The sequence below is a fragment of the Micromonospora terminaliae genome (genome assembly GCF_009671205.1).
GTDB lineage: Bacteria > Actinomycetota > Actinomycetes > Mycobacteriales > Micromonosporaceae > Micromonospora > Micromonospora terminaliae.
This window is the reverse complement of sequence record NZ_CP045309.1, coordinates 5,951,903-5,974,699: the sequence shown is the minus strand read 5'-3', so window position 1 is coordinate 5,974,699 and position 22,797 is coordinate 5,951,903. Positions and strand designations below refer to the sequence as shown.

General features: G+C 68.6%; 23 protein-coding genes. 19 read left to right on the top strand and 4 right to left on the bottom strand.

Annotated elements, in window-relative coordinates; translation table 11 throughout:
• Positions 1-50 precede the first annotated feature (50 nt).
• Positions 51-647 carry a DUF6518 family protein gene (locus tag GCE86_RS27645; RefSeq protein ID WP_154229615.1) on the top strand — a complete coding sequence of 199 codons (597 nt, stop codon included), beginning with the start codon at positions 51-53 and terminating at the stop codon, positions 645-647.
• Between the two features lie 9 nt (positions 648-656).
• On the opposite strand, the gene GCE86_RS27640 is transcribed toward GCE86_RS27645, so the two are convergent.
• A complete protein-coding gene (locus GCE86_RS27640; protein ID WP_154229614.1) occupies positions 657-1,400 on the bottom strand; it encodes an SDR family oxidoreductase in 744 nt (247 codons plus the stop codon).
• 104 nt (positions 1,401-1,504) lie between these two features.
• Here GCE86_RS27640 and GCE86_RS27635 point away from each other — a divergent pair, with 104 nt between their 5' ends.
• From GCE86_RS27635 to GCE86_RS27625, 3 genes are all read left to right on the top strand, one after another.
• On the top strand, positions 1,505-2,332 hold the full coding sequence (locus GCE86_RS27635) for a helix-turn-helix transcriptional regulator (RefSeq protein ID WP_154229613.1): 828 nt from the start codon (positions 1,505-1,507) through the stop codon (positions 2,330-2,332).
• A 741-nt stretch (positions 2,333-3,073) separates the two neighbouring features.
• The gene (locus GCE86_RS27630; protein ID WP_154229612.1) at positions 3,074-5,866 is read left to right on the top strand and encodes a class I SAM-dependent DNA methyltransferase; all 2,793 of its coding nucleotides are present in this window, start codon (positions 3,074-3,076) and stop codon (positions 5,864-5,866) included.
• A gap of 1,739 nt (positions 5,867-7,605) precedes the next feature.
• Positions 7,606-8,100: a flavin reductase family protein gene (locus GCE86_RS27625; RefSeq protein WP_154229611.1), complete on the top strand. Its 495-nt coding sequence runs from the start codon at positions 7,606-7,608 to the stop codon at positions 8,098-8,100.
• 36 nt (positions 8,101-8,136) lie between these two features.
• Here GCE86_RS27625 and GCE86_RS27620 read toward each other — a convergent pair whose 3' ends face one another.
• Positions 8,137-8,880, bottom strand: coding sequence for a glycosyltransferase family 2 protein (locus GCE86_RS27620; RefSeq protein ID WP_244317091.1), 744 nt, complete (start codon positions 8,878-8,880; stop codon positions 8,137-8,139).
• Positions 8,877-9,668 carry a GntR family transcriptional regulator gene (locus GCE86_RS27615; protein WP_154229609.1) on the bottom strand — a complete coding sequence of 264 codons (792 nt, stop codon included), beginning with the start codon at positions 9,666-9,668 and terminating at the stop codon, positions 8,877-8,879. Before GCE86_RS27615 ends, GCE86_RS27620 begins: the two co-directional genes overlap by 4 nt.
• 155 nt (positions 9,669-9,823) lie before the next feature.
• Between GCE86_RS27615 and GCE86_RS27610 the strand changes: the two genes are divergently transcribed.
• The 14 genes from GCE86_RS27610 to GCE86_RS27545 all read left to right on the top strand — a co-directional run bounded on the left by GCE86_RS27610 (position 9,824) and on the right by GCE86_RS27545 (position 19,640).
• Entirely contained in the window at positions 9,824-10,147 is a 324-nt protein-coding gene (locus GCE86_RS27610) for a hypothetical protein (protein ID WP_154229608.1), read from the top strand.
• A 247-nt stretch (positions 10,148-10,394) separates the two neighbouring features.
• Positions 10,395-11,330, top strand: coding sequence for a hypothetical protein (locus GCE86_RS27605; protein ID WP_244317089.1), 936 nt, complete (start codon positions 10,395-10,397; stop codon positions 11,328-11,330).
• A gap of 85 nt (positions 11,331-11,415) precedes the next feature.
• Positions 11,416-12,285 (top strand): FtsK/SpoIIIE domain-containing protein, encoded by an 870-nt coding sequence (locus tag GCE86_RS27600; RefSeq protein ID WP_154229607.1) that lies wholly within the window; start codon positions 11,416-11,418, stop codon positions 12,283-12,285.
• A complete protein-coding gene (locus GCE86_RS27595; protein WP_154229606.1) occupies positions 12,282-12,740 on the top strand; it encodes a hypothetical protein in 459 nt (152 codons plus the stop codon). Before GCE86_RS27600 ends, GCE86_RS27595 begins: the two co-directional genes overlap by 4 nt.
• A gap of 96 nt (positions 12,741-12,836) precedes the next feature.
• Positions 12,837-13,274: a DUF6197 family protein gene (locus tag GCE86_RS27590; protein WP_154229605.1), complete on the top strand. Its 438-nt coding sequence runs from the start codon at positions 12,837-12,839 to the stop codon at positions 13,272-13,274.
• On the top strand, positions 13,271-13,570 hold the full coding sequence (locus GCE86_RS27585; RefSeq protein WP_154229604.1) for a hypothetical protein: 300 nt from the start codon (positions 13,271-13,273) through the stop codon (positions 13,568-13,570). Before GCE86_RS27590 ends, GCE86_RS27585 begins: the two co-directional genes overlap by 4 nt.
• Entirely contained in the window at positions 13,567-13,899 is a 333-nt protein-coding gene (locus GCE86_RS27580) for an RRQRL motif-containing zinc-binding protein (protein WP_154229603.1), read from the top strand. The genes GCE86_RS27585 and GCE86_RS27580 overlap by 4 nt, the downstream gene beginning before the upstream one ends.
• Complete coding sequence (locus tag GCE86_RS27575) at positions 13,896-14,192, top strand: hypothetical protein (RefSeq protein ID WP_154229602.1); 297 nt, start codon at positions 13,896-13,898, stop codon at positions 14,190-14,192. Before GCE86_RS27580 ends, GCE86_RS27575 begins: the two co-directional genes overlap by 4 nt.
• A complete protein-coding gene (locus GCE86_RS27570) occupies positions 14,182-14,865 on the top strand; it encodes a hypothetical protein (protein ID WP_154229601.1) in 684 nt (227 codons plus the stop codon). Before GCE86_RS27575 ends, GCE86_RS27570 begins: the two co-directional genes overlap by 11 nt.
• Complete coding sequence (locus GCE86_RS27565; RefSeq protein ID WP_154229600.1) at positions 14,862-15,125, top strand: hypothetical protein; 264 nt, start codon at positions 14,862-14,864, stop codon at positions 15,123-15,125. Before GCE86_RS27570 ends, GCE86_RS27565 begins: the two co-directional genes overlap by 4 nt.
• Entirely contained in the window at positions 15,125-16,927 is a 1,803-nt protein-coding gene (locus tag GCE86_RS27560) for a replication initiator (protein WP_154229599.1), read from the top strand. Before GCE86_RS27565 ends, GCE86_RS27560 begins: the two co-directional genes overlap by 1 nt.
• 23 nt (positions 16,928-16,950) lie before the next feature.
• Entirely contained in the window at positions 16,951-17,220 is a 270-nt protein-coding gene (locus tag GCE86_RS27555) for a helix-turn-helix domain-containing protein (RefSeq protein WP_154229598.1), read from the top strand.
• Complete coding sequence (locus GCE86_RS27550; RefSeq protein ID WP_239542179.1) at positions 17,220-18,491, top strand: site-specific integrase; 1,272 nt, start codon at positions 17,220-17,222, stop codon at positions 18,489-18,491. The genes GCE86_RS27555 and GCE86_RS27550 overlap by 1 nt, the downstream gene beginning before the upstream one ends.
• A 342-nt stretch (positions 18,492-18,833) precedes the next feature.
• Positions 18,834-19,640 carry an HAD family hydrolase gene (locus GCE86_RS27545; protein ID WP_154229597.1) on the top strand — a complete coding sequence of 269 codons (807 nt, stop codon included), beginning with the start codon at positions 18,834-18,836 and terminating at the stop codon, positions 19,638-19,640.
• Between the two features lie 43 nt (positions 19,641-19,683).
• On the opposite strand, the gene GCE86_RS27540 is transcribed toward GCE86_RS27545, so the two are convergent.
• A complete protein-coding gene (locus GCE86_RS27540; protein WP_154229596.1) occupies positions 19,684-20,430 on the bottom strand; it encodes a Fic family protein in 747 nt (248 codons plus the stop codon).
• Positions 20,431-20,628: 198 nt separating this feature from the next.
• On the opposite strand from GCE86_RS27540, the gene acs reads away from it, so the two are divergent.
• Positions 20,629-22,617, top strand: coding sequence for an acetate--CoA ligase (gene acs / locus GCE86_RS27535; protein ID WP_154229595.1), 1,989 nt, complete (start codon positions 20,629-20,631; stop codon positions 22,615-22,617).
• Positions 22,618-22,797: the final 180 nt, after the last annotated feature.

Sequence of the window (22,797 nt, the reverse complement as noted above, 5' to 3'; positions counted from 1 at the left end):
TCGCGGCCCGGCGAAATCGGCCGCTGAGCATACTGAGTATGCTGCCCGCCGTGCGGATCGATCATCGAACGGTGGCGCTCGCCGCCGTGACGGGTGGCCTCCTGCTCGGCTCCCTCGACTTCGTGTGGATCAAGTGGGTGCCGTACCCCTTCGCCGAACTCGGCAACTCCACGGCCACCTGGGCCGTCGCCGCCTTCGCCTTCGGCTGGTGGGTCCGGTCGGGCCCGGTGCGCGCGGCGCTCGGCGCCGCCGCCCTGCTCGTCGTCGCGGTGCCGAGCTACTACCTCACGGCGACCCTGCTCCAGGGCGACGACCTGGCCGTGGTGTGGGCGCCGACGTCGCTGCTCTGGATGGCCTTCGGCGTGCTCGCCGGGGTGGTCTTCGGCATCGGCGGCACCTGGGCGCGCCGGGCGGGCCCGCGACAGACCGTCGGGACCGCGTTGCCCGCCGCCGTCTTCTTCGAGGAGGCGGCACGGTTCGTCGGTCGGGAGGGCGCGGCCTGGAACGTGGCGATCGACGTGGCGCTCGGTGTGCTGGCCGTCCTGCTGGTCGGTCGATCGAATCGGCAGCGGGCACTCGGGTTCGCTGTGGCGGTGCCCGTCGCCGCCGTCATCTTCGTCGGCTTCGCGCTGGCCGCCGGATCCTGAGCCGCCCTATCAGCGGCCGGGGAGGCCCGCCAAGGCCTTCGAGCGCTGGGCGACCAACTCGGCGTAGGTGCCGTCGCGCTCGGCCCAGCGATGCATCAGCACGCCCTTTACCAGGATCTCGTGCGGGGTGGGCTGCTCGGACAGCAGGCCCATCACCTCGTCGAGGTAGTCGTTGAGGTTCAGGGCGTGCGGGTTCCTGCTCGCGATGTCGGGATGGCTGGCCACGGCCGGCGGCACCAGTTCGGCCACCTCGACGCCAGTGCCGACGAGCTGAGCACGGAGGGCCTCCGAGTAGGCGTGCACGGCCGCCTTGGACGCGCCGTACGTCGGCGCGATCGGGAACGGCAGGAAGGCGATGCCCGAGCTGACCGTGATGATCGTGCCGACGCCACGCTCGATGAGGTGTGGGGTGAACGCGTCGATCACCCGGATGGTACCGAGTACATTCGTCGCAATCGTGGTCTCGGCGCTGGCGAAGTGCGTCGGGTCGCGGAGATCCTCGGTGAGCATGACGCCGGACATCGTGACGACGACGTCCAGGTCCGGGTGGTCGGCCAGCACCCGGTCGCGGGCCCGCAGCACCGACTCGGGGTCGGTGACATCGACCTCGACGGTAGCGAGGCCGTCGACCGGGTCCTTCCGGCGCCCGCCGACGATGACCGTGCTGCCGGCGGCGGCGAAACGGCGGGCCAGGCCCAGCCCGATGCCGGAGGTGCCGCCGACGATGAAGACCTTGCGATTCGTGATGTCCATGCGACCCATGCTCCAGCCGGGTCGCCACGGCTGGGCAGGCTCCGCTGATCCGGGGGTGCGCCAGGGCCCCCTCCGGCCCCTGGCCTCGGGCTATCGTGATTTTCGTGAGCAGTGACGACGCGACCAATCGGCTCGGGGCGTACCTGCGGGCCCGGCGCGAGCTGATCACGCCAGAACGGGCGGGCATCCCGGCCGGCGCCAACCGCCGGGTCAAGGGCCTGCGCCGCGAGGAGGTGGCGCTGCTGGCCGGCATCAGCCCCGACTACTACCTGCGGCTGGAGCGGGGCCGCGACAAGAACCCGTCGTCGCAGGTCCTCGAGGCGCTGGCCCGGGTGCTCGAGCTGGACGACGTCGAACGCGAATACCTGCTTGGCCTCAGCACCGCCCGGCCACGCGCCCGCCCGCGCCGCCGCCCACCGGAACGCGTCCCGGCCAGGCTGCACCACCTGCTGGCCGCAATAGACGTGCCGGCCTTCATCGAGGGTCGTTCGTTCGACGTGCTGGCCTCGAACCCGCTGGCCGTCGCGCTGTCCCCGCGCCTGCGACCGGGCGAGAACCGACTGCGCTCGCTGCTGCTCGACCCCGAGGAGCGGGCGTTCCACCAGGACTGGGAGGCGTCCACCGCCGGGTTCGTCGCCGCCTTCCGCAAGTCCATCGGCGACGAGACCGACGACGCCCGCATCGTCGAACTGGTCGGCGAGCTCTCCCTGGCCAGCGAGCGCTTCCGGCGGCTCTGGGCCCGCCACGACGTCAGCGAACTGGAGGGCGGCTCGATCACCGTGAACCATCCGGTGGTCGGCACACTGCGGCTGAACCGGGACAAGCTGCCGGCCGGCGAGGTGATCCTGGTGCTCTACTACCCTGACCAGGGCACCGAGAGCGCGGAGAAGCTGCGCATCCTGGCCTCGCTGACCGCCGACTCAACGGTCTGATCCGCGAGAGCCACCAAGGTCGCGCTGCGCAGCCTCGCCCGGCGCTGGCTCGCCCTTCAGGCCGAGATCGACGACCTCGACAGCCGCCTGGCCGCCCTCGTCACCCCCGGAAAGGGACGACCCCCGTCGGGGGGATGCGGTCTCAAGTTGCTGGCTGTTGCCAGCTGGTGACGACCCGCGTCGACGAGCAGGTGCCGAGCCTCGTCCGTTGATGTTCCGGCCCGGCCCGAATCAGGGCTCGCGCTGCCTTCTTGCTGCCTCGCAACCTGACACCTCGGCGAGAGCGGTGACCTCAACTTCCTCAATCAGCGTGTAGAGGTGTTGGCCTACGCCAAACATCCTGGCGACACGCAGTTGTGCGTGGTGCCATCGCACCTCAGCGACCCGGCAGTACGGTAGATGATCAGCGCATGGTTCACGGAAGGACTGCACGACGTGACGCTCGCCGACCAGTATCAAGATATCCACTGTCCGACGTGTCGAGTGCCAGCTCCCGTTGAGGACATCATGCTCGACTCCGGCGTCCGCTCGGCACATAGTGAGCAGCCAACGAGGCAGGACTGGAAGGGGGTCGGCATGTGCCCCGAGCACGGGACGTTCAGCGCCTACCTGTCTCCAAGACGCCCAGGGGCCGGCTCCTGAGATCTGACTCATCAGCGCTTGAACTCAGCCCTCCCGTGACTGCACAAGCTGAGTCGCGACCGATACGGTGATCCTCCTCAGAGCTAGGAGGGGCCGAAGATGTCCACCGCGAAGCCGCTGTCGTACAACGAGATCCGCGACAGGGCCGTCCAGTTCGCCGCGCGCTGGCGCGGCGAGACCCGGGAGAATGCTGAGGCTCAGACCTTCTGGAACGAGTGGTTCGCCATCTTTGGCCTCGACCGGCGGCGGGTGGTGCAGTTCGAGCGAAAGGCGACGCGGCAGTCAACGCGCGGCCGTGGCAGGATCGATGCATTCTGGGAAGGTCAAATCGCCGTCGAGCACAAGTCAGCGGGCCGGTCTCTAGCAGAGGCGGAGGAGCAGGCCCTTGACTATCTCGATTCGCTATCGAACGCCGAGCAACCGCGGCTTGTCATAACTAGCGACTTCGCGAACTTTCGGGTGTTGGACCTGGAGAAGGACGTCACCACCGAGTTCGCCTTGGATGAGCTGCCCGCACACATCGGCCAGTTCGCCTACCTCGCAGGATATGAGACGCGAACATTTAAGCCTGAGGATGCCGTCAACATAAAGGCGGCCGAGATGATGGGCGGCGTCTACGACGCCCTCGCCGACTCTGGATATTCAGGCCACGACCTAAAGGTGTTCCTAGTCCGCATGATGTTTCTCTTCTTCGCGGACGATACGGGCGTGTGGGAAAAGGGCCTGCTAACGGACTTTGTCGAAACGCGGACGGCAGAGGATGGATCCGATACGGGACCCCTGCTGGAACGATTGTTCCGAGTCTTGGACACACCCGAGGGTCAGCGTTCCCGGAACCTCGACGCAATGCTGACTCGTTTTCCCTACGTAAATGGCGGCCTCTTTAGAGAGCGGATCGAAATTCCGGACTTCGACAAAGAACTCCGAGAGAAGGTCCTGCAATGCATGGCGTTCGACTGGTCGGTGGTAAGCCCCGCCATCTTCGGCTCACTCTTCCAGTCGGTAATGGACTTGGATGCCAGACGCGCCCTCGGCGCCCACTACACTACTGAGCAAAACATCCTCAAGATCGTATCCGCCCTATTCCTCGACGATCTACGCGCCGAATTCGAGCGGTCCAAAACCAGCCTTAGGCGCCTGCGGGCACTACACGACCGACTTGCTCAACTGACCATTTTCGACCCGGCCGCCGGCTCCGGCAACTTCCTCATCATCGCTTACCGGGAACTGCGACGCCTAGAGCTGGATATTCTTACCAGCATCGAAGCGCTGACCGGGTCTGGCCAACAACACCTGGACATCCAGAACATCAGCGGCCTGTCTCGCGTCAACGTCGATCAGTTCTACGCTATCGAGATTGAGGAATTTCCCGCACGCATCGCCGAGACGGCGATATACCTGGTCGACCATCTGGCGAACATGGAACTGTCAAAGCGATTCGGCCAGTACTTCGCACGCATCCCACTTCAAGCCGAGGCACATATACATATCGGTAATGCGATTCGGATGGACTGGAAGGACGTCTTGCCGGCCGAAAAGTGCAGCTACATCCTCGGCAACCCGCCCTTCGTCGGTATGGCGAGGCTCAGCCGTGAACAGCAGGAGGACAACCGCCTCGCCTTCTCCGGCCTTCCTGGCGCAGCCCGAACCGGAAGGCTCGACTATGTCGCCTGCTGGTACGCGAAGGCCATCGAATATATGCGGGGTACGCCAATCCGGGCTGCCTTCGTCTCCACGAACTCCATTACTCAGGGGGAACAAGCGAGAGCGCTAGGCCCGCTGCTCACCGCATCTGGCTATACCATCGACTTTGCCCACAGGACTTTCAAGTGGACAAGCGAGGCGCGAGGCAGGGCGGCAGTTCATGTGGTTGTCGTCGGCTTTTCACAGGACAGCAGCGGGAGGCAGAAGTTTATCTTCGAGTACCCCAACTCCGCTGCGGAGCCGAAGGTCTCAGCCGCAAAGAACATCAACATCTATCTTGCGGACTCGGATGTTGTAGCGATTTCGAAGCACACCACTCCACTCGCTAACGTTCCTAAGCTCACGGAAGGAAATCGCCCGCAGGACGGCGGCGGCCTGATTGTGCTGCCCGAGCAGCGAGAGGTCATCCTCGAAAAAGATCCTACGGCAGCGAAGTACCTTCGGCGGCTGATCGGATCGAAGGGAATGCTCCAGGGCGAGGAGCGGTGGTGCTTTTGGCTTGCCGGAGCAGACCCCCGGGACATTGCCTCTTCGCCGACGCTCCGGGAACGAATGCAGGTAGTCAGACAGGCACGCCTCGATAGTCCGACTCCCTCGGCCCAGGCGCGGGCTGCAACACCCTCCCTCTTCTTGGCCATCCGACAGCCCTCGTCGATGTGGCTATGCGTTCCTCGGCATTCATCGGAAAATCGCCGATACATTCCCATGGCCTTCTATGAACCGACCGAGATCGCCCACGACTCAACCCTCACGATTGATGGAGCAGACCTCTACCTTTTTGGAATACTGCAATCCGCGATGTTCATGACCTGGGCCTGGACGGTGTCTGGTCGCCTCAAGTCAGATATTCGCCTCTCACCCGATCTCTCATACAACTCGTTTCCCTTCCCCCCGAAGACGCCGGCAGCGGAAAGTAAGGTGGCCGCAGCCGCGCAAGAAGTGCTTGATGCCCGCTCCCATTACAGGAGCATTCCGCTCGGAACCCTGTACTCGCCAACGCTGATGCCGCCAGACTTGGTGCAGGTCCACGACACGCTAGACCGGCTTGTCGATCGACTCTTTGGCCTCCGTCGACCTACCGATAGCGAGCGCCTTGCAGTGCTCTTCCAGCGGTACTCAGAATTGGCGGCACCGCTGCAATCGGCTAAGACGCCACGGGCCAAGGCAACCAGGAAGGCAAGACAGTAGGAACGGGACGAGTTTTCCATCCCGATCTTCCTGTGGATGTCAGCTCTGCCGGCTGCCTCCTGCCGGCAGAGCCCAGCGTCGGGTAGTTGAAGCGGAACTAGGAGTCGCTGCCCGGCTACCAGCAGGATGGTGCATGCCTGCTCACATGGCGTCTCGTGCCGCCATCGCCGCCCACTGCTTGACGACGTTTCACCGTGTCTTGGCCCCGGTATGCCCCGCACACCGCCTTGCGCCGGTTCGTCGTTCCCCGGGTCGTCGCCCCGCCGAGCTCCATCTTGGAGTCCTGAGGCTGCGATCTCGGCCGGCACGTTCAGAAATGCACCGCTGATCGAGTAGTCTGTGCAGCGGTGTAGTTCCATCGCCCGATCATTCGGCGGTACCTCGGCGGCCCGTACGGTGGCGCGCCCTCTACGGGCACCCGTGGAGAGGTACCCCGACTGAAAGGGTCGCTATGGAACAACCACCCGAGGAACAGGACCAGCGCAAGACTGCCTTTCTCGTAGAGGCGGCTCTGATCTGCGAGACTCTGACCGGCCTCCAGGCGCTGGTCAGCAGTGAAGAGCCCAGCCTCACGGCCGGGCTCCTCCTGCTGGTTCTGTGGCTTGCTACGAGCTGCAACTCGCGCAAGCTGTAACACCTCGTTCGGAGGGCGTCGCTGCCAGCGGCGCTCTCCACCCCTTAGTCCCTGTAGACAGGCCTACAGGTTCTGTAGACCACTCTACACGTCTAAACGATATCGCTTATAGCGCTCTACTTTCCCGTCGCGTTTCGGGGGAGCAGGTTGCCCCGGCTCGCTGAGGGCATCAAACATGCCTGACGTCTCAAGTCAGCGGAGTAACCCACTGGGTTGCCATCCCGTCTGCCGTCGACCCGCCCTCCTGGGGAGCGGGCCGCCGCCCGGCCCGCCACGTCAAGCGGACCTTGACGCAAGTTCGGACGCTGGCGGGTCGGGCGGTGGTCTGCTCGGCCTGCCCCGGGTCGAGGGCAGGCGGGATGGCCTACCGTAACCACCCACGGACCGTGATCCGGCGACGGAGCCCCGGCCATCCTGGAGCCGGAGCGCCCCCGCCGGAGGCGCAGTAGCCGCAACCCCGCGACCGCCGCCAGCTCGCCGACGCGGCCGGCGCGCTCCCCCACGCCGCGCGGGCTCGTGGCCGCGCGGCCCTGGCCGGCTGCCGGCACACCACCACCCGTCAACGGTCTGCCGTTCTGCGGCGGCCCACCGGGCTTTCCCGCTCTCCGCGCCAGCCGCCGGGCGTCAGGCGTGACGGCCGCAGAGCGACAGCGGCAGCAGCCGGCGCGCGCCCAGGCGGCGGCGCGTGCGGCCCGTCAAGGGCCGCCTTGAAGACGTACAGAAACTTTGAACAACATGCCGGCAACCGGCCGGTCGAACGTGTGTTCGACTAGGCTGCGCAGGGTGGAAATGCGTGGTCGGTGGTGGAACGGGAGCTGGGGCCGCATGGCCCGGCGCGACATCTGGCTGCTCTCGGACGGTCGGCTTTGGCGGGTCCGTGGCCGCCTCGGCGGTGACGGCGGGCAGGAGGTGTCCTACGACCTCACCGACGAAGCTTCAGCCCGCCAGATAGTCGACCGGATGATGAAGACCTCAGCCGGCACCTGGCGGGATCTCACCGAGGCTCTGCGGCACGAGTCCAGCCGTCGGAGCCGTGACTAGCCGCGTTCTGGCGGCTGCCGCGGTTCCTACTTACGATGGCCGCACCGTCCGAAAGGAGGCATTCATGGGCGAGCGCGGTGACCTCGATCCGTTCCTCGATGGGCTGGACAGCCCGATGTTCGTCGTCACCACCGTCGACCCGCAATCAGGCGAGCGTTCGGGCTGCCTGGTCGGCTTCGCCTCGCAGTGCAGCATCGAACCCGACCGGTTTGTGGTGTGGCTCTCGCAGAACAACCACACGTACCGAGTCGCTATGCGCGCTGACCTCCTGGCCGTGCATAGTCTGGCTGCCGATCAACGCGGCCTCGCTGAGCTGTTTGGTACCCAGACCGGTGACGAGGTGGACAAGTTCGACCGTTGCTCCTGGCAGCCTGGCGAATCCGGCGTTCCGATCATCGACCAGTGCCCGCGCCGGTTCGTCGGCAGAATCCTCGACCGGGTTGCATGGGGCAACCACACAGGGTTCTTGCTCGAACCGCTGTCAGCTGCGGGTGAGTCCGACCCGCCACCGCTGATGCTCTCGACCGTCGCGGACCTGCGCGCTGGCCATAAGGCCTAACGCGCACTCTCGTCGGTCTTTCGAGTGAGCCTCCGGCTAGAGCTGCTTCCACAGGTCCTGGAGCGCGAGAGCACGTGCCTCGATCAGTTGCATGCGAGGCGTCCACTCGCTGGACTCGGTCCATTCGGCCTGGCCGGTGATCTGGTCCGGGTGCTTCCGGTACAGCAAACCGGGTTCGGCGATGAAGAAGCCGTCCGCAACAACTGACGCCGCGAGTAACAGGCCGGTGTCTTCTCCACCCGGAAGCGCCATCCATCCGCCCAGCGCGAGCGCCAGCTCTCGTCGGATGCACAGCGTTGCCGGATGCACTGGCAGCCGGTAGTTGTTCTGCTGGAAGTAGCCGAGCACATCGGTCCGTCGCAGCTTCCCTCCGGGCGGGTCCGCGTGCTGCCAACCAACCGTTGATCCGTCAGGCATCAGGTCAAGGACACTCGATGTCGTCCAGCCAACATCCGTCTGGCTAGTCAATGCCTCGATCTCGCGTGAGAGGGCACCAGGAGTGAGCTGATCGTCCGCATCGAGAACTCTCAGCAGTGCACCACCGCTACGGGCCATGGCCATGTTGCGGGCGACGCCAGGACCGCCCGGCCTACCGGTTGCAACCATGATGCGGGGGTCAGTGGGCAAAGCAGCCGCAACCTTGCCGGTGCGCCCGTCCTCCTGGACAAGCCACTCCCAGGCCCACCCGTCTGGCAACTCCTGCGAACACAACGATTCGTAGGCGCCGGCCAGGTAGGGGATGCTCGGTGGGTGAACCGGAGTGATGACGGAGACCTTCACTTGGACCACCGCTCAAGCTTCGTTGTGTAGACGAACTCCGTCCGGTCACCGGGGAGTACGACGTTGGAGACCTCTACGACGCAGTCCTTGGTGTCGATGGAAATCTTGCGAAGGATCAGCACCGACACTCCTGGAGGCAGCTTCAGGGCATCGGCCTCGTCCGCCGAGGGGGGCCGGGCGGTGATCTCATCAACGATCCGGTCTAGCTCGATGCCGATTGTGAAGAGCTGGTTCTGGGTTCCGCCCGGCCATGGCTCGTTGTTGTCGTCAAGAAGCGCGGGGTTCTCGGCAACTACGTCGTAGACCATGTAGGACGTGTTGAGGCTGAGCGGCACCCGCTCCTTGCGGGAACTCGTGCGGTAGATGCGCTCAAGCATCTTGGCCCCGACAGGAACGCTGAATAGGCGAGCGAGGTCGGGGCTTGCCGGTACGGTCCGGTACTCCGCCGAAAAATCAAGATCCTGCATGGTCAAGCCCGTGTCGCGCTCGGTCGCGCCTGTGCGACGTCGCTGAGACTCGGGGAGCCGGGCTCGGTCCTTCTCCCACTGGTACCGCTCGGGCGAACGCCGTACCCGCTGGCGGGGTGCTCGAACGAAGGTGCCTCGGCCGTGACGACGATCAACCAGACCTTCTGCTTCAAGCACGTCGAGCGCCTGCCGCACGACGGGCAAACTCACCTCGTAATCGGCCTTGAGCGTCTGCTCATTCGGCAGCTTGTCGCCCGGCTCTAGCTCGCCCGAATGAATCTTTTCTCGCCACTCTGCGGCGATTCGCTCCCATTTGGCCACGTCTTCACACCCCTTCCGTCAACCCTCAGTTTAGGTCTTCATGAAGTCTTGACGCGATCGGACGACCCGTCCTACCTTGTCTGTACGTCTTCATGAAGACATGAAGACATGGGAAGTGCACCGATGATCGGTGCCCCAGAAGACAGGAGACAGCCGTGAAGCTGTACGTGGACACCCAGAGCAAGCAGGTTCAGGTGACGAAGGACCCTGCGCCGAAGAACGACCCGACCGGCGGGAACCAGAAGACGGAGAAGGGAACTGGCCGGCCCTTGTGGTCCACCCAGGTCTTCGTGCTCGACGAGACCGGCGGCGAGATCATCACCATCACCACGGCGGGTGAGAAGCCGGGCGTGACGGTGGGACAGCTCGTCGCTGTCGAGCAGTTGGAGGCCATTCCGTGGGCGACCAACGGGCGCAACGGCGTCGCGTTCCGCGCCATCTCGCTGAAGCCGAAGGCGGGTACCTCGGCGGCCAAGTAGGTCCCCGGGTCACCGTGCTGCGTCAGCCACTGGTGTCCGTGGCAACCCGAAGCGGCCGAAGGTCCGCTGAACGCATCCAACTGAACAAGGCAGTCCGGGGACGGCTCTGGCGTCCAACGTTCCCGGCCTGGTGACCACGACCGGTGGTCACACCCGAAATGAGCTGGCGCGGGGTCGGTACTGGCGTCCAAACCTGCCGACCCCGTGCCCTCCAACTCACCCACCCTCGTGCAAGGGAGGACTCGTCGTGTCCAAGTCTAGCCCCCGCCGCCCCTTCGGGCGGAACACCGGAACGGTGACGGTCATCGAGGCCAAGGTCCACCGTTCCTCCGCACGCAACGCCCGGCTGGCGTTCATCCTCACGGCGGTCATCGTCGGCCTGCTTGCGGCCGTGGTGGCCGCTTCCTACATCCACCCCATCCTGGCCCTGTTCCTGGGCGCACTCATCGGCGTCCCCCTGGGCGCTGCGGTCTGGGTACTGGTCCGGATCTGGCCGGTGCTGCGGCTGCTGTGGTGGTGGACCCCCGAAATCGGGATCACCACGCTCCTCGGCGCTGGCTGGGTACAGCTGGCCAATTACACGCCCATGCCGGTCACCTTCGCGGTGGTCGCCCTGGTCGTGGGCGTCCCTGCCGCCCTGCCGGCCTGCCGCCGCGCGCTGGTCGCCTGGACCTGGTGCTTCGTGGTGCGGCACCGCCTGCGCGTGTGCTTCGCGCAGTTCATCATCGCCAACCAGTCCGGCAGCCTGCCGCTCATCCTGTGGGCCAAGCCCACCCCCGTGGGTGAGCGGGTCTGGGTCTACCTGCGCCCCGGCCTGTCCCTCGCCGACCTGGAGGGCCGGCTCGACCGCATCGCGGTTGCCTGCCACGCCTCCACCGCCCTGATCGAGCGGGCATCGGACGGCAACGCCGCCTACCTGCGGTTCGACCTCAAACGCCGAGAGGTCCTCACCGCCACGGTCGGCTCCCCGCTCGTCGACGTCATCGACCCCGCCACCCCGGCCACCGATCGGCCTGCGCCGGCTGTGCCGACGGCTCTGGACCTGCCCGACGTCGACGTCCCGACCATCACCCTGCCGACGCAGGGCAAGCCGGCGCAGAAGAAGCCGCCGGCCACCGCCAACGGCAGCAAGCCCGCGGCTTCGTCCTCCACTCCTGAGGACGACATCTCCGACTGGATCTGACCCACACCTACCTCGGTCGCGGAGAGCCCTGCGGGCTCGTTCGTGTGGCTCTCCGCGCCCACTTCCCGCCCAAGGAGGGCATCCGATGTCCGTCACCGCCGAACCGGCCCCGGTGCCGGTGGGGCCTGGCCTGTCGATGTTCGACCCCATCTTCGTCGGCATCGACGAGTTCGGTCACCCCGTCTACATCACCCTCGCCTACCGCAACCTCCTCGCCGGCGGCGAACCCGGCGGAGGCAAGTCCGGCCTGCTCAACTGCATCGCCGCCCACGCCGCCCTCTCCGTCGACAGCCGCCTGGTGCTGCTGGACGGCAAGCTCGTCGAACTCGGCCAGTGGGAGGACTGCGCCGATGCGTTCATCGGTCCCGACATCACGGCCGCCCTCGACGTCCTCAAGCGGCTGCAGCTGGTGATGAACAACCGCTACGCCTGGCTGCGCGCCCACGGGCGCCGCAAAGTCACCGCCGCCGACGGACTCTCGGTCATCACCGTCCTGGTCGATGAGATCGCCTTCTACTCCGCCACTGTCGGCAGCAAGCAGGAGCAGGAAGAGTTCGTCGCTCTCCTGCGCGACCTGGTCGCCCGGGGCCGCGCCGCCGGCATCCCGGTCGTGGCCGCCACCCAGCGGCCGTCCTTCGACATCATCCCCACGTCACTGCGGGACCTGTTCGGCTACCGGGCCGCGTTCCGCTGCACCACACCCAACAGCTCGAACATCGTCCTCGGCCACGGCTGGGCCGAGCAGGGCTACACCGCCACCGACATCCAGCCTACCAACCAGGGCGCGGCCTACCTCATCGCCGAAGGCGGCACCCCCCAGCGCATCAAGGTCGCCTACCTCACCGACAGCCAGATCGCCGGCATCGCCGACTACGCCGCCTGGATCCGCCGACCCCGCCGGTTACCGGCCCTCGTCCCCGACCTCACCCGACTCGACCTGGGAGCAGCAGCATGACCACCATCGGCTACCGGACCATGACCGTGGTTGGCCTGCCCGAGCAGGTCGCCAACGTCCTCCGCAACCACCACAACGCCGGAACGCTGATCTCCCTCAGCGCACCCCGGCCCGTGTCGCCCACCGACCCGCGTATCCGCGTCAACGTCCGCCTCGTCGACACCACCACCCCGGCCACCGCGCCGGGCCGGGTCGCCTCCCTGGGCACCCACATCACCACTCGGGTCCACCACACCCAGCGGCGACGCATCCGCCGCCGCATCGCCATCGCCGCCACCGTCACCGCCGCTGCCGCCGCCCTGGTCGCGGCCGTCGCCTACCTCATCGGCCACCTGGTGGCGTTCCTGGCCGACCACGCTGCGATCATCGCCGGCTTTCTGGCCATCGCGGCGCTCATCCTCGCCGCCCTCCGAAGCGCATTCGGCAGCGGCAAACGCCACTGCCCCGGCTGCTGACAACAAGAAGAACGGCCGACAGGACCAGGTCCCGCCTGGCAGCAGAGCTGGTCCTGCCGACCACCAACCACAAGCCCACGAAAGGACGTGGCTGCCATGAAGGCTACCCAGAAACCGCCCACCACCGCGCCGGTCACCCCCGCTGACCTGCTGCGGATGGCTGCCCTCTACCTGCGCCGGCACGGCTGGCACCAGGGCACCTACTACGCCCCCACCGACACCCCGACCCCGCCGGCCTGCGCCGTCGGGGCCATCGGCATGGCCTGCGCCGGACAACCGGTCAACCACTTCTCCGACCTCAACCCGGACGACCGGACCACCTACCTCGACGCCATCGCGGCCCTGACCGACTACCTCGACCTTCACTACCCGATCTGCCTGGTCGACGACGACGGCTTCTGGCTCAACGAGCACACCTCCCCGTACTCGTGGAACGACGACCCGCTCTGCACCGCGGAGCACGTCATCGCCGCCCTGGAAGGCGCGGCGAAGGAGTGGGACCGCCTCCACACCCAGGGAGGCGAGAACCGATGAGCACTGTCAAGCACACCTTGACGCGCATCCCGCGATCCCGCCGCCGCCGTGAGGTCGTCGAGAACGACCAGTTCGCGGCCTTCGCTCGGCGCATCATCCGCGCCCACGGCCGGCGCGTCGCCACCGGCGACGTCGAAGCCCTCCGCGACCTCGTCGCCCTGTCGACCAACCTCGACGACGCCATCGGCGAGGCCGTCATCGGCCTGCGGGCCTTCGGCTACTCCTGGGCCGAGATCGGCTCCCGGCTCGGCATCTCCCGGCAGGCCGCCCAGCAGCGCTGGGGAGGCCAGGCATGACCACCACCGCCGACCCGTTCCCTACCTACCCGTACCGGCTGGCCCCGGGCGGGCTGGCCACCCGCCGGCAACTGCGTGCCGCCGGCCTCCGACCGGGCGGTCATGACCCGGTCGCGCAGATCCTCTGGCGTCGCGGCAAGCGTGTCGCCTACCTCTACCGCCTAGACCTCGCAGCACCCAAACGCACCGCCACGCCCGCCCAGCGGGAGGCCATCGCCAAGGCGTTGCGTGCCCGGCGCACCTGCCGCCACTGCGGCCTCGTGCAGCCCTACTACATCCCCCGCCGTACCGGCTCCTGCCTCGACTGCACCCCGGGAGGTGCCCGATGACCACGACCGTCGTCACCAACCTCGCCGCCCAGGAGCGGATGACCCCGGACGACTACGTCGTCACCGCCCTCGCCCAGGATTTCGCCGCCCGCGGTGAGCTGTCCTTCGAACGGTTCCTGTCCGGGTACTACGCCGAAGCCCTGCGCATCGTGCGCGAAGCGCACCTCGCCGACTGCACCGTTCCGGACGGGCAGGGCTGCAACACCTGCGCCGGCATCCGCGTCGGACTCGCCGGCCTCGCCGCCGAACAACGCGCCGTCACCTCCGGGGAGGTGACCACCCATGGCCGCTGACCGCCCCACCACGGGCACCCGTATCGAGGACCTGGTCCTGGTCCTCATCCTGCTCACCGTCGCCGGCTTCGCCGGAGCCGCCTCCTTCACCCACGTCAAGGACTGGACCCTCGCCAACTCCCCTCAAGGGACCGGGGAATGGTTCGGCTGGGCCAACGCCGTCATCTCCGAACTCGTCCCCATCGCCTCCCTACTCACCATCCGCCGACGCCGCCGGGCCGGCGCTCCGATCGGCTACCCGCTGTCCCTGCTCATCGCCGCCGCCGGACTCTCCCTCTCCGCCCAACTCGCGGTCGCCAAGGCCGGTCCGTCCGGGTGGCTCCTGTCCGCTGTTCCGGCACTCGCCTTTATGGCCCTGGTGAAGCTCGTCCTCGCCCCCGCCCCGGTGCGCGAGGACACGCCGCCGGCTCAGCCGGTCGAACCCATCCGGGTCCAGGTGGCCGAGCAGGTCACCGAGCCGGCACCGCCGGCTGCCATCACCCCCGCCCCCGAACCGGCCTCGGAGCCGGTCGAGGTCCCTGCCCACCTGCTGCCCATGGCCCGCTTCGCGGCCGTGCAGCACGAACAGTCCACCGGTCAACCAATCACGCCCGCTGAGCTGGCCGACCGCCTGGATGTTGCCCCGGCTGTTGCCGGGCAGCTCCTCACCACCCTGGCCGGTGGTGCCCGATGACCATCTACCTTGTCGACATCGAGCAGGTCATCCACACCTGCCCCGGCGAACCTGAGCCGCACCCCTACGACATTCGCCGCACGCTCGTCGACGTCATCCCCGGCGGCCCTTGCCGGGCACCGGTCACCATCCGCTGCGGCCAGGTGACCACCACGATCCCCTGCTATCGGCACGAGCCGGCCAAGCGCCAGTGCGGCGCCTGCCGGGTCATCGTCACCGAACGCACCATCACCAACCACCCTGCTGGGGTGGCGGCTTGATGGCCTCGACGCTGGACCTCACCCCCCGCGCTTCGGCCCGGGGGGTGGGCTCGAACGCCGACACCATCCCACCGGTCTTCGGCTACACCGCCGCCGGGTCCGCGTTCGAACGCGCCACCCGACCCGACTACTTCGGCTGGCTCGAACACATCCGCGCCGCCGCCGGCTGCACCCGCCCCATCCGCCTCGCCGGGCAGGTCCTCACCGTCGACGCCACCACCGGCCGCGTCCTCGACCAACGGTCGACCGACGGCATGCCCGACGCCGCCATCTACACCGCCTGCGGCAACCGTCGCGCCACGGTCTGCCCGTCCTGCGCGCAGACCTACCAGCGCGATGCGTTCCAACTTCTGCGCGCCGGCCTCGTCGGTGGCAAGGGCGTCCCGGAATCGGTCGCTGCGCATCCGGCGGTGTTCCCGACGTTCACCGCCCCGTCCTTCGGGCCGGTCCACGCCCGGGTGGTCAAGCGGCACACCTGCACCAACCGCCGCCGCTGCGACTGCCGCGCCGAACCCTGCCACGCCCGCCGCCCGACCGACGCCACCTCTGGCCTCTGCGCGCATGGCCGGCCGGCTGTCTGCTGGGCTCGCCACGAAGCCGGCGACGCCGTCCTCGGGCGGCCGTTGTGCCTGGACTGCTACGACCACGACCACCAGGTGGTGTGGAACCTGTTCTCGGGTGAGCTGTGGCACCGCACCAAGCAAGCCGCGGAACGGTGGCTGGCAAAGCTCGCTCGCCAACGCGGCATTCCCCGTGTTGAGGTCGTCACCGCCTCCGGCAAGACGCGGAAGGTCTCGCCGGTCCGGCTGTCGCCGGGGAAGGTCGCCGAACTTCAGGCGCGGGGAGCGGTGCACTTCCACGCCATCGCCCGCCTCGACGGCGTTAACCCCGCAGACCCCGACGCGGTCGTCCCCCCGCCTGCCGGGTTCACCGTCGACGACCTGGTCGACGCGTTCCGGCACGCCGCCGCACAGATCGCCTTCCACACCCCGCCGCACCCCGACCGGCCTGAGGGCTGGCTCATCACCTGGGGCGAGCAGCTCGACATCCGCCCCATCACCACCGGCATCGACGGGGAGGTCACCGACGGCATGGTCGCCGGTTACCTTGCCAAGTACGCCACCAAGAGCACCGAGGCCACCGGGCACACCTCCACCCGCCTGACCGCCGATTCGATCGGCGACTACGCCGACCCCGACGGCGACCACACCGCCCGCCTCATCGACGCCTGCTGGCGCATCGGCCGACCCACCGGCACCCCGATCCCGCTGTCCGAACGGCCCCGCGAGCCCCGGCCCCGGCCCGGCTTCGTCGACCGCTGGGAATGCCCCGACTGCGGCACCCACACCCGATACGCCGCCTGCCCCGTCTGCACCGCCGCCCGTCAAGCCGCCCTTGACACCGAACCGGCCAGCAGACCGACGACCAACCCGTACGCCCGGCTACGGAGGTGGGCGCACATGCTCGGCTACGGCGGCCACTTCCTCACCAAAGGGCGCCGCTACTCGGTGACTTTCCAACTCCTGCGCGACACCCGCATCGCGTACCGGCGGCATGAGCACCAGGACCAGGGCGACGTGCACCCCGCCGCCGGCGGCAGTCCCGCCGCCCAGGTCGGCGAGCACACCACGCTCATCGTCGGCGCCCTCACCTTCGCCGGAGTCGGCTGGCACACCACCGGAGACGCGCTACTCGCCAACACCGCCGCCGCCATGGCCAGAGAGCGACGAACCACCGGCCGCGAAGAACTCGCCCACGAACTCGCCACCACCCCGGCCGGCACCGTGCCGGCTGCCGCCTGATTCGACCTGAGGAGGTCAAGCCCGTGAGCACCCCCGCTCGCCCCGGAGCCGTCGTCCGGCTCGTACCTCGTCCCGGTGCCGTCATCGTCGAGCCGGTCACCTACACCGTGCGTGAGGTTGCCAAGCTGCTCGGCATCTCGCTGGGCAGCACCTACGCCCTCGTCCGCGACGGCACCATCCCGGCGACCCGCCTCGGTGGCCGCTGGCTGATCCCCCGTGCCCGGTTCCATGCCTGGCTCGACGGCGTCACCGAACCGCCAGCCGCCACCGGCACTGACGGGCGGAGGCGCTGATGGGCTTCGTCCGCAAGACTCCGGCGGGAACCTTCCGCGCTTGCTGGCGTGATCCTGCTGGTGGGCAGAAATCCAAGAGCTTCCGCACGAAGCGGGAGGCGAGTGCCTTCCTCGCTGAGGTCGAGGGCAGTCTCAATCGGGGTACCTACGTCAACCCGCACGCCGGCCGTACCCGTCTCGGTGACTTCGCTCAGCAGTGGCTCGCCACCCGGTCAGTCGAGGCGCGGACGACCGAGCGGACCGTCTCCATGCTGCGCACGCACGTCCTGCCGAAGTGGGGTGACTGGCCACTCGGGAAGGTTGACTTCATGTCGGTGCAGGAGTGGGTGACCGGCCTCGGTCGGGATCTCGCTCCCGCCACCGTGGCCAAGTGCTACCAACTGCTGTCGATCATCCTCAAGACGGCGGTACAGGCACGGCTGATCGCCACCAATCCCGCCGAAGGCGTGAGGCTGCCGCGTGATCGGTCCCGCTACGTCAAGCCGGTCACGATTAGCCGGGAGGACTTCTTCGGCCGGCTCCTGCCCGCTGTTCCACCTCGACACCGGGGGATCGTCTCTGCCGCCGCTGGGGCCGGCCTGCGCTGGGGAGAATGCGCCGGGCTGACCTGGTCGTCGGTCGACCTCGACCGGGGATCGCTGTCCGTGGTCCAGGTGGCCGAGGAGACGCACGGCGGGATAGTGCTGCGCCCGTACCCGAAGAGTCGTGCGGGGGTCCGGACCGTGCCGCTGCCCGGCTTCCTCCTGGTCGTGCTCCGCGAGCTGCACGTCGCCGCCGACGACCCGGACCCGCGAACCCTCGTCTTCCGCGATCGCGTGGGGCGCCCACTGCGGCGATCGAACTTCCGGCGTCGGATCTGGCTGCCTTCCCTGGTCCGCGCCGGCCTGCTCGGCCAGGTCGTCAACTCCGGCCCCCACCGTTACCGCGCTGCCTGGCCGGATCGGGAGGGCGTCGAGTGGTCCGCCGAGTTCACCACCGAGCGGGAAGCGGTGGCCTGCGTCGCGGCCAGGGCCGCTGGCGGGATGAGGTTCCACGATCTGCGGCACGCCTACGCCACCTGGCTGGTCACCGACGGCGTGCCAATCAACCTGGTGCAGCGGGTCATGGGCCACGAGCAGGCGTCCACGACGCTCAATCGTTATACGCACACCCCGGACGACTACGCCGCTCGCGTCCTGGCCGCCTTTGACGGCTCTGCTGCCTCTCTGCTGCCTCTGGCCGAGGAATCGGCCTCAGAGAGCGTTCTCGACGAGGATGAGGAGGGGTTGTGACCTGGGGCGGCGCGCTCACCCCAAATAGGGACGACCCCCGTCGGGGGGAGACGGGGGTCGTCGTGAGGTTCGGCTCCGGGGGGGTCGAGCCGAACCCACTCAGCGGTTACGGGGGGTGCAACCGCCGAGGGCCTTCGTGGACGGGAAGTGAGCTCCCGTCGTGAGCACAAGCATGCCGCAATGGACCCTTATACGTCGAGTGGTGTCCACTCCACGCAACGCTAAATCGTGGTACGAGTGTGTGACCGCCGTCACTCAGAGGAGTGGCGTGCCCCCGATCGATCCGTTCCCGAGGCCCCGGGGACCCGCCGGCCGCGCCTCGTCGGGCTAGACTTTCGCGCCGTGGGCCGGAGTGCCGCTTTCTTCGATCTCGACAAGACCGTCATCGCCAAGTCGAGCGCACTGGCGTTCGGTCGGCCGTTCTACCGGGACGGGCTGATCACACGCCGTGACGTGGTCAAGTCGGCGTACGCGCAGCTGATGTTCCGGCTGGGCGGCACCGACGAGCAGACCATGGCCCGCACCCGGGACTACCTCGCCACGCTGTGCAAGGGCTGGCCCGTGGAACAGGTCCGCCAGATCGTCGCCGAGACGCTGCACGAGCTGATCAACCCCTACGTGTACGCCGAGGCGGCCGCCCTCATCGAGGAGCACCAGGCCGCCGGGCGGGACGTGGTGCTGGTGTCCGCCTCGGGCGAGGAGATGGTCCGTCCCATCGGCGAGCTGCTCGGGGTGACCGACGTGATCGCCACCCGGATGGCGGTGGCGGACGGCCGCTACAGCGGCGAGGTCGAGTTCTACGCGGCCGGCCCGCGCAAGGTCGACGCCGTCGGCGACCTGGCCCAGGCCCGCGGCTACGACCTCGCCGACTCCTACGCCTACTCCGACTCGTACAGCGACCGGCCGCTGCTGGAGTGCGTGGGGCACCCGACCGCGGTCAACCCGGACCGGGCGCTGCGCAAGCTGGCCGTGGAGAACTCGTGGCCGGTGCTGGAGTTCCGGCACCCGGTGCCGCTGGGCCGGCGGCTGCGGGAGCGCCCGGCCGTGCCGGTCGCCGCGGCGGCCCTCGGCGTGGGCGTCGGCGTCGCCATCGGCATCGCCTGGTACGGGCGGCACCGGCGCACCCGCGCCGCCACCCCCACCGTCTGACCGCGCGGGCGACGCCGAGGCCACCCGCAGGCAGCGCGGGACGTCAGGAGGCGGCGAGGATCTCGTCGCCGATGAGCGTGATCTGCTCCGCGCCCACCTCGACGGCCGCCATGTAGTGACGCAGCCAGGAGCGCAGCCCGTCGGGGGTGCCGGTGGCGAAGGCGCCGGCCGCGCCGACGTACTCGGGTTCCCGCTCCCGGTGGCCGACGTCGACGGCGACCAGCCCTCGCGGGTCGAAGCCCGTGGAGATCAGCACCAGGCGGGCGGCCGCCCGCGCCACCACACCGGACGGGCCGGGGAACGGGCGCAGGTTGAGCAGTTCACCGTGCACCACGGCGGCCAGCACCAGCGGCGGCACCTTCGTGCCCCCGGCCACCAGCCCGGCCAGCCCGTCGAGGCGGGTCGCCACCACCGGGTCGGCCACCGGGCGGCCCAGCTCGGCCTCGGGCACGACATCGCGGGCCGCGAGCACGTGCAGCCGGGCGAGGGCCTGGCGGGGCGCCTTCGGCCAGAGTTCGCTCAGCCCGGGCAGCGCCCCCGCCACCCGCAGGGCGCCCTGGAGCAGCGGGTCGGTGACGGTGCCCGCGCGTACCTCCTCGCGGTCGTGCACCCGGCCCTCCAGGGCGGCGCTGGCCACGGCCGAGCGGAGGCTGACCTCGGCGGCGACCTGGCCGCCCTGGCGCCGCAGCGCGCGGTGCCGGTGGGCCTGGTCGACCCGGTCGCGGGCCTGTTCGACGGCGGGCGCGATGTCGGCGAGCGCGAGCAGCGGGGCGAGCGGGTCGGTGGTCACCCCGCCACGCTAGCGATCCCCGCACCCCGCCGGAGCGCCAGCCGCCGGAACGCGACGCGAGCCACTCTCCGCGACTGCTCGGCGCGCCCGGAGGGCCACTGGGCGCGTGACGGCTGACCGGACGGTCGCGGCGGGGATGCGCCCCGACTAACCTCTCCCGGGTAGGAGACGCAGGTCACGCGATGAAGGAGTCACCGCATGAGCGAGGCATTGGCCAACTTGCTGAACGAGACGCGCCAGTTCCCGCCGCCGGCGGAGCTCGCCGCGAACGCCAACGTGACCGCCGACGCGTACGACGAGGCGGCCGAAGACCGGCTCGCGTTCTGGGAGCGCCAGGCCGGGCGGCTGCACTGGCACCGGCAGTGGGACCAGGTGCTCGACTGGTCGAACGCGCCGTTCGCGAAGTGGTTCGTGGGCGGCCGGCTCAACGTGGCGTACAACTGCCTGGACCGCCACGTGGAGGCCGGCCTCGGCGACAAGGTGGCGATCCACTGGGAGGGCGAGCCGGGTGACACCCGCACCGTCACCTACGCGGACCTGCACAAGCTCACCTGCCAGGCGGCGAACGCGCTGACCGAGCTGGGCGTCTCGGCCGGCGACCGGGTGGCCATCTACCTGCCGATGATCCCCGAGGCCGCGGTGGCGATGCTCGCCTGCGCCCGGATCGGCGCTACGCACAGCGTCGTCTTCGGCGGCTTCTCGGCCGACGCGCTGACCAACCGGATCCAGGACGCCAGCGCCAAGGTGGTCATCACGGCGGACGGCGGTTTCCGCCGGGGCAAGCCGTCCGCGCTCAAGCCGACCGTGGACGAGGCGGTGGCGAAGTGCCCGTCGGTCGAGCACGTGCTGGTGGTCCGGCGCACCGGCGAGGAGGTCGCCTGGTCGGGCAAGGACCACTGGTGGCACGAGACGGTGGAGACGGCCTCGCCCGAGCACACCGCGCAGCCGTTCGACGCCGAGCACCCGCTCTACATCCTCTACACGAGCGGCACCACGGCCCGGCCGAAGGGCATCCTGCACACCACCGGCGGCTACCTCACCCAGACGTCGTACACCACGCACGCGGTCTTCGACCTGAAGCCGGAGACGGACGTCTACTGGTGCACCGCCGACATCGGCTGGGTCACCGGGCACTCCTACATCGTCTACGGCCCGCTCTCGAACGGCGCCACCCAGGTCATGTACGAGGGCACCCCGGACACCCCGCACAAGGGCCGGTTCTGGGAGATCGTCGACAAGTACAAGGTGACCATCCTGTACACCGCGCCCACCCTGATCCGCACCATGATGAAGTGGGGCGAGGACATCCCCGCCGGTTACGACCTCTCGTCGCTGCGCCTGCTGGGCAGCGTCGGCGAGCCGATCAACCCGGAGGCGTGGATCTGGTACCGCCAGCACATCGGCCGGGGCGAGCTGCCCATCGTCGACACCTGGTGGCAGACCGAGACCGGCGCGATCATGATCTCCCCGCTGCCCGGCGTCACCGAGGCCAAGCCCGGCTCGGCCATGACCCCGCTGCCCGGCGTCGTTGCCGACGTGGTGGACGACCAGGGCCAGTCGGTGCCCAACGGCGGTGGCGGGTACCTGGTGCTCCGCGAGCCGTGGCCGTCGATGCTGCGCACGATCTGGGGTGACGACAACCGCTTCATCGAGACCTACTGGTCGCGCTTCGGCGCGGGCGCCAACCAGGGCGACGACTGGGTCTACTTCGCCGGTGACGGCGCGAAGAAGGACGACGACGGGCACATCTGGCTGCTCGGCCGGGTCGACGACGTGATGCTGGTCTCCGGCCACAACATCTCGACCACCGAGGTGGAGTCGGCGCTGGTCAGCCACCCGTCGGTGGCCGAGGCCGCGGTGGTCGGCGCGACCGACCCGACCACCGGCCAGGCCATCGTGGCGTTCGCCATCCCGCGCGGCAGCACGGAGATCTCCGGCAAGGCCGGCGAGCAGCTCATCGCCGACCTCCGCAACCACGTGGCGAAGACGCTCGGCCCGATCGCCAAGCCGCGGCAGATCATGCTGGTGCCGGAGCTGCCGAAGACCCGCTCCGGCAAGATCATGCGCCGGCTGCTGCGGGACGTCGCGGAGAACCGGTCGCTCGGCGACGTCACCACGCTCCAGGACTCCTCGGTGATGGACCTGATCTCCTCGGGGATGGGCGGCGGCAAGTCCGACGAGGACTGACGGCAGGTAGCACGACGCACGAGGTGGGTGACGGCCGGACGGCCGTCACCCACCTCGCTTCGTTCGTGCCCTGACGACGCTCGTCCGGCACGCCGCCACCGTCTCTGACGCTCACCGACGAGAAGGGAGCATGCGGCGTCACATCGGTCGGTTGGGGGAGGCAGGAGAAGCTGAACGGAC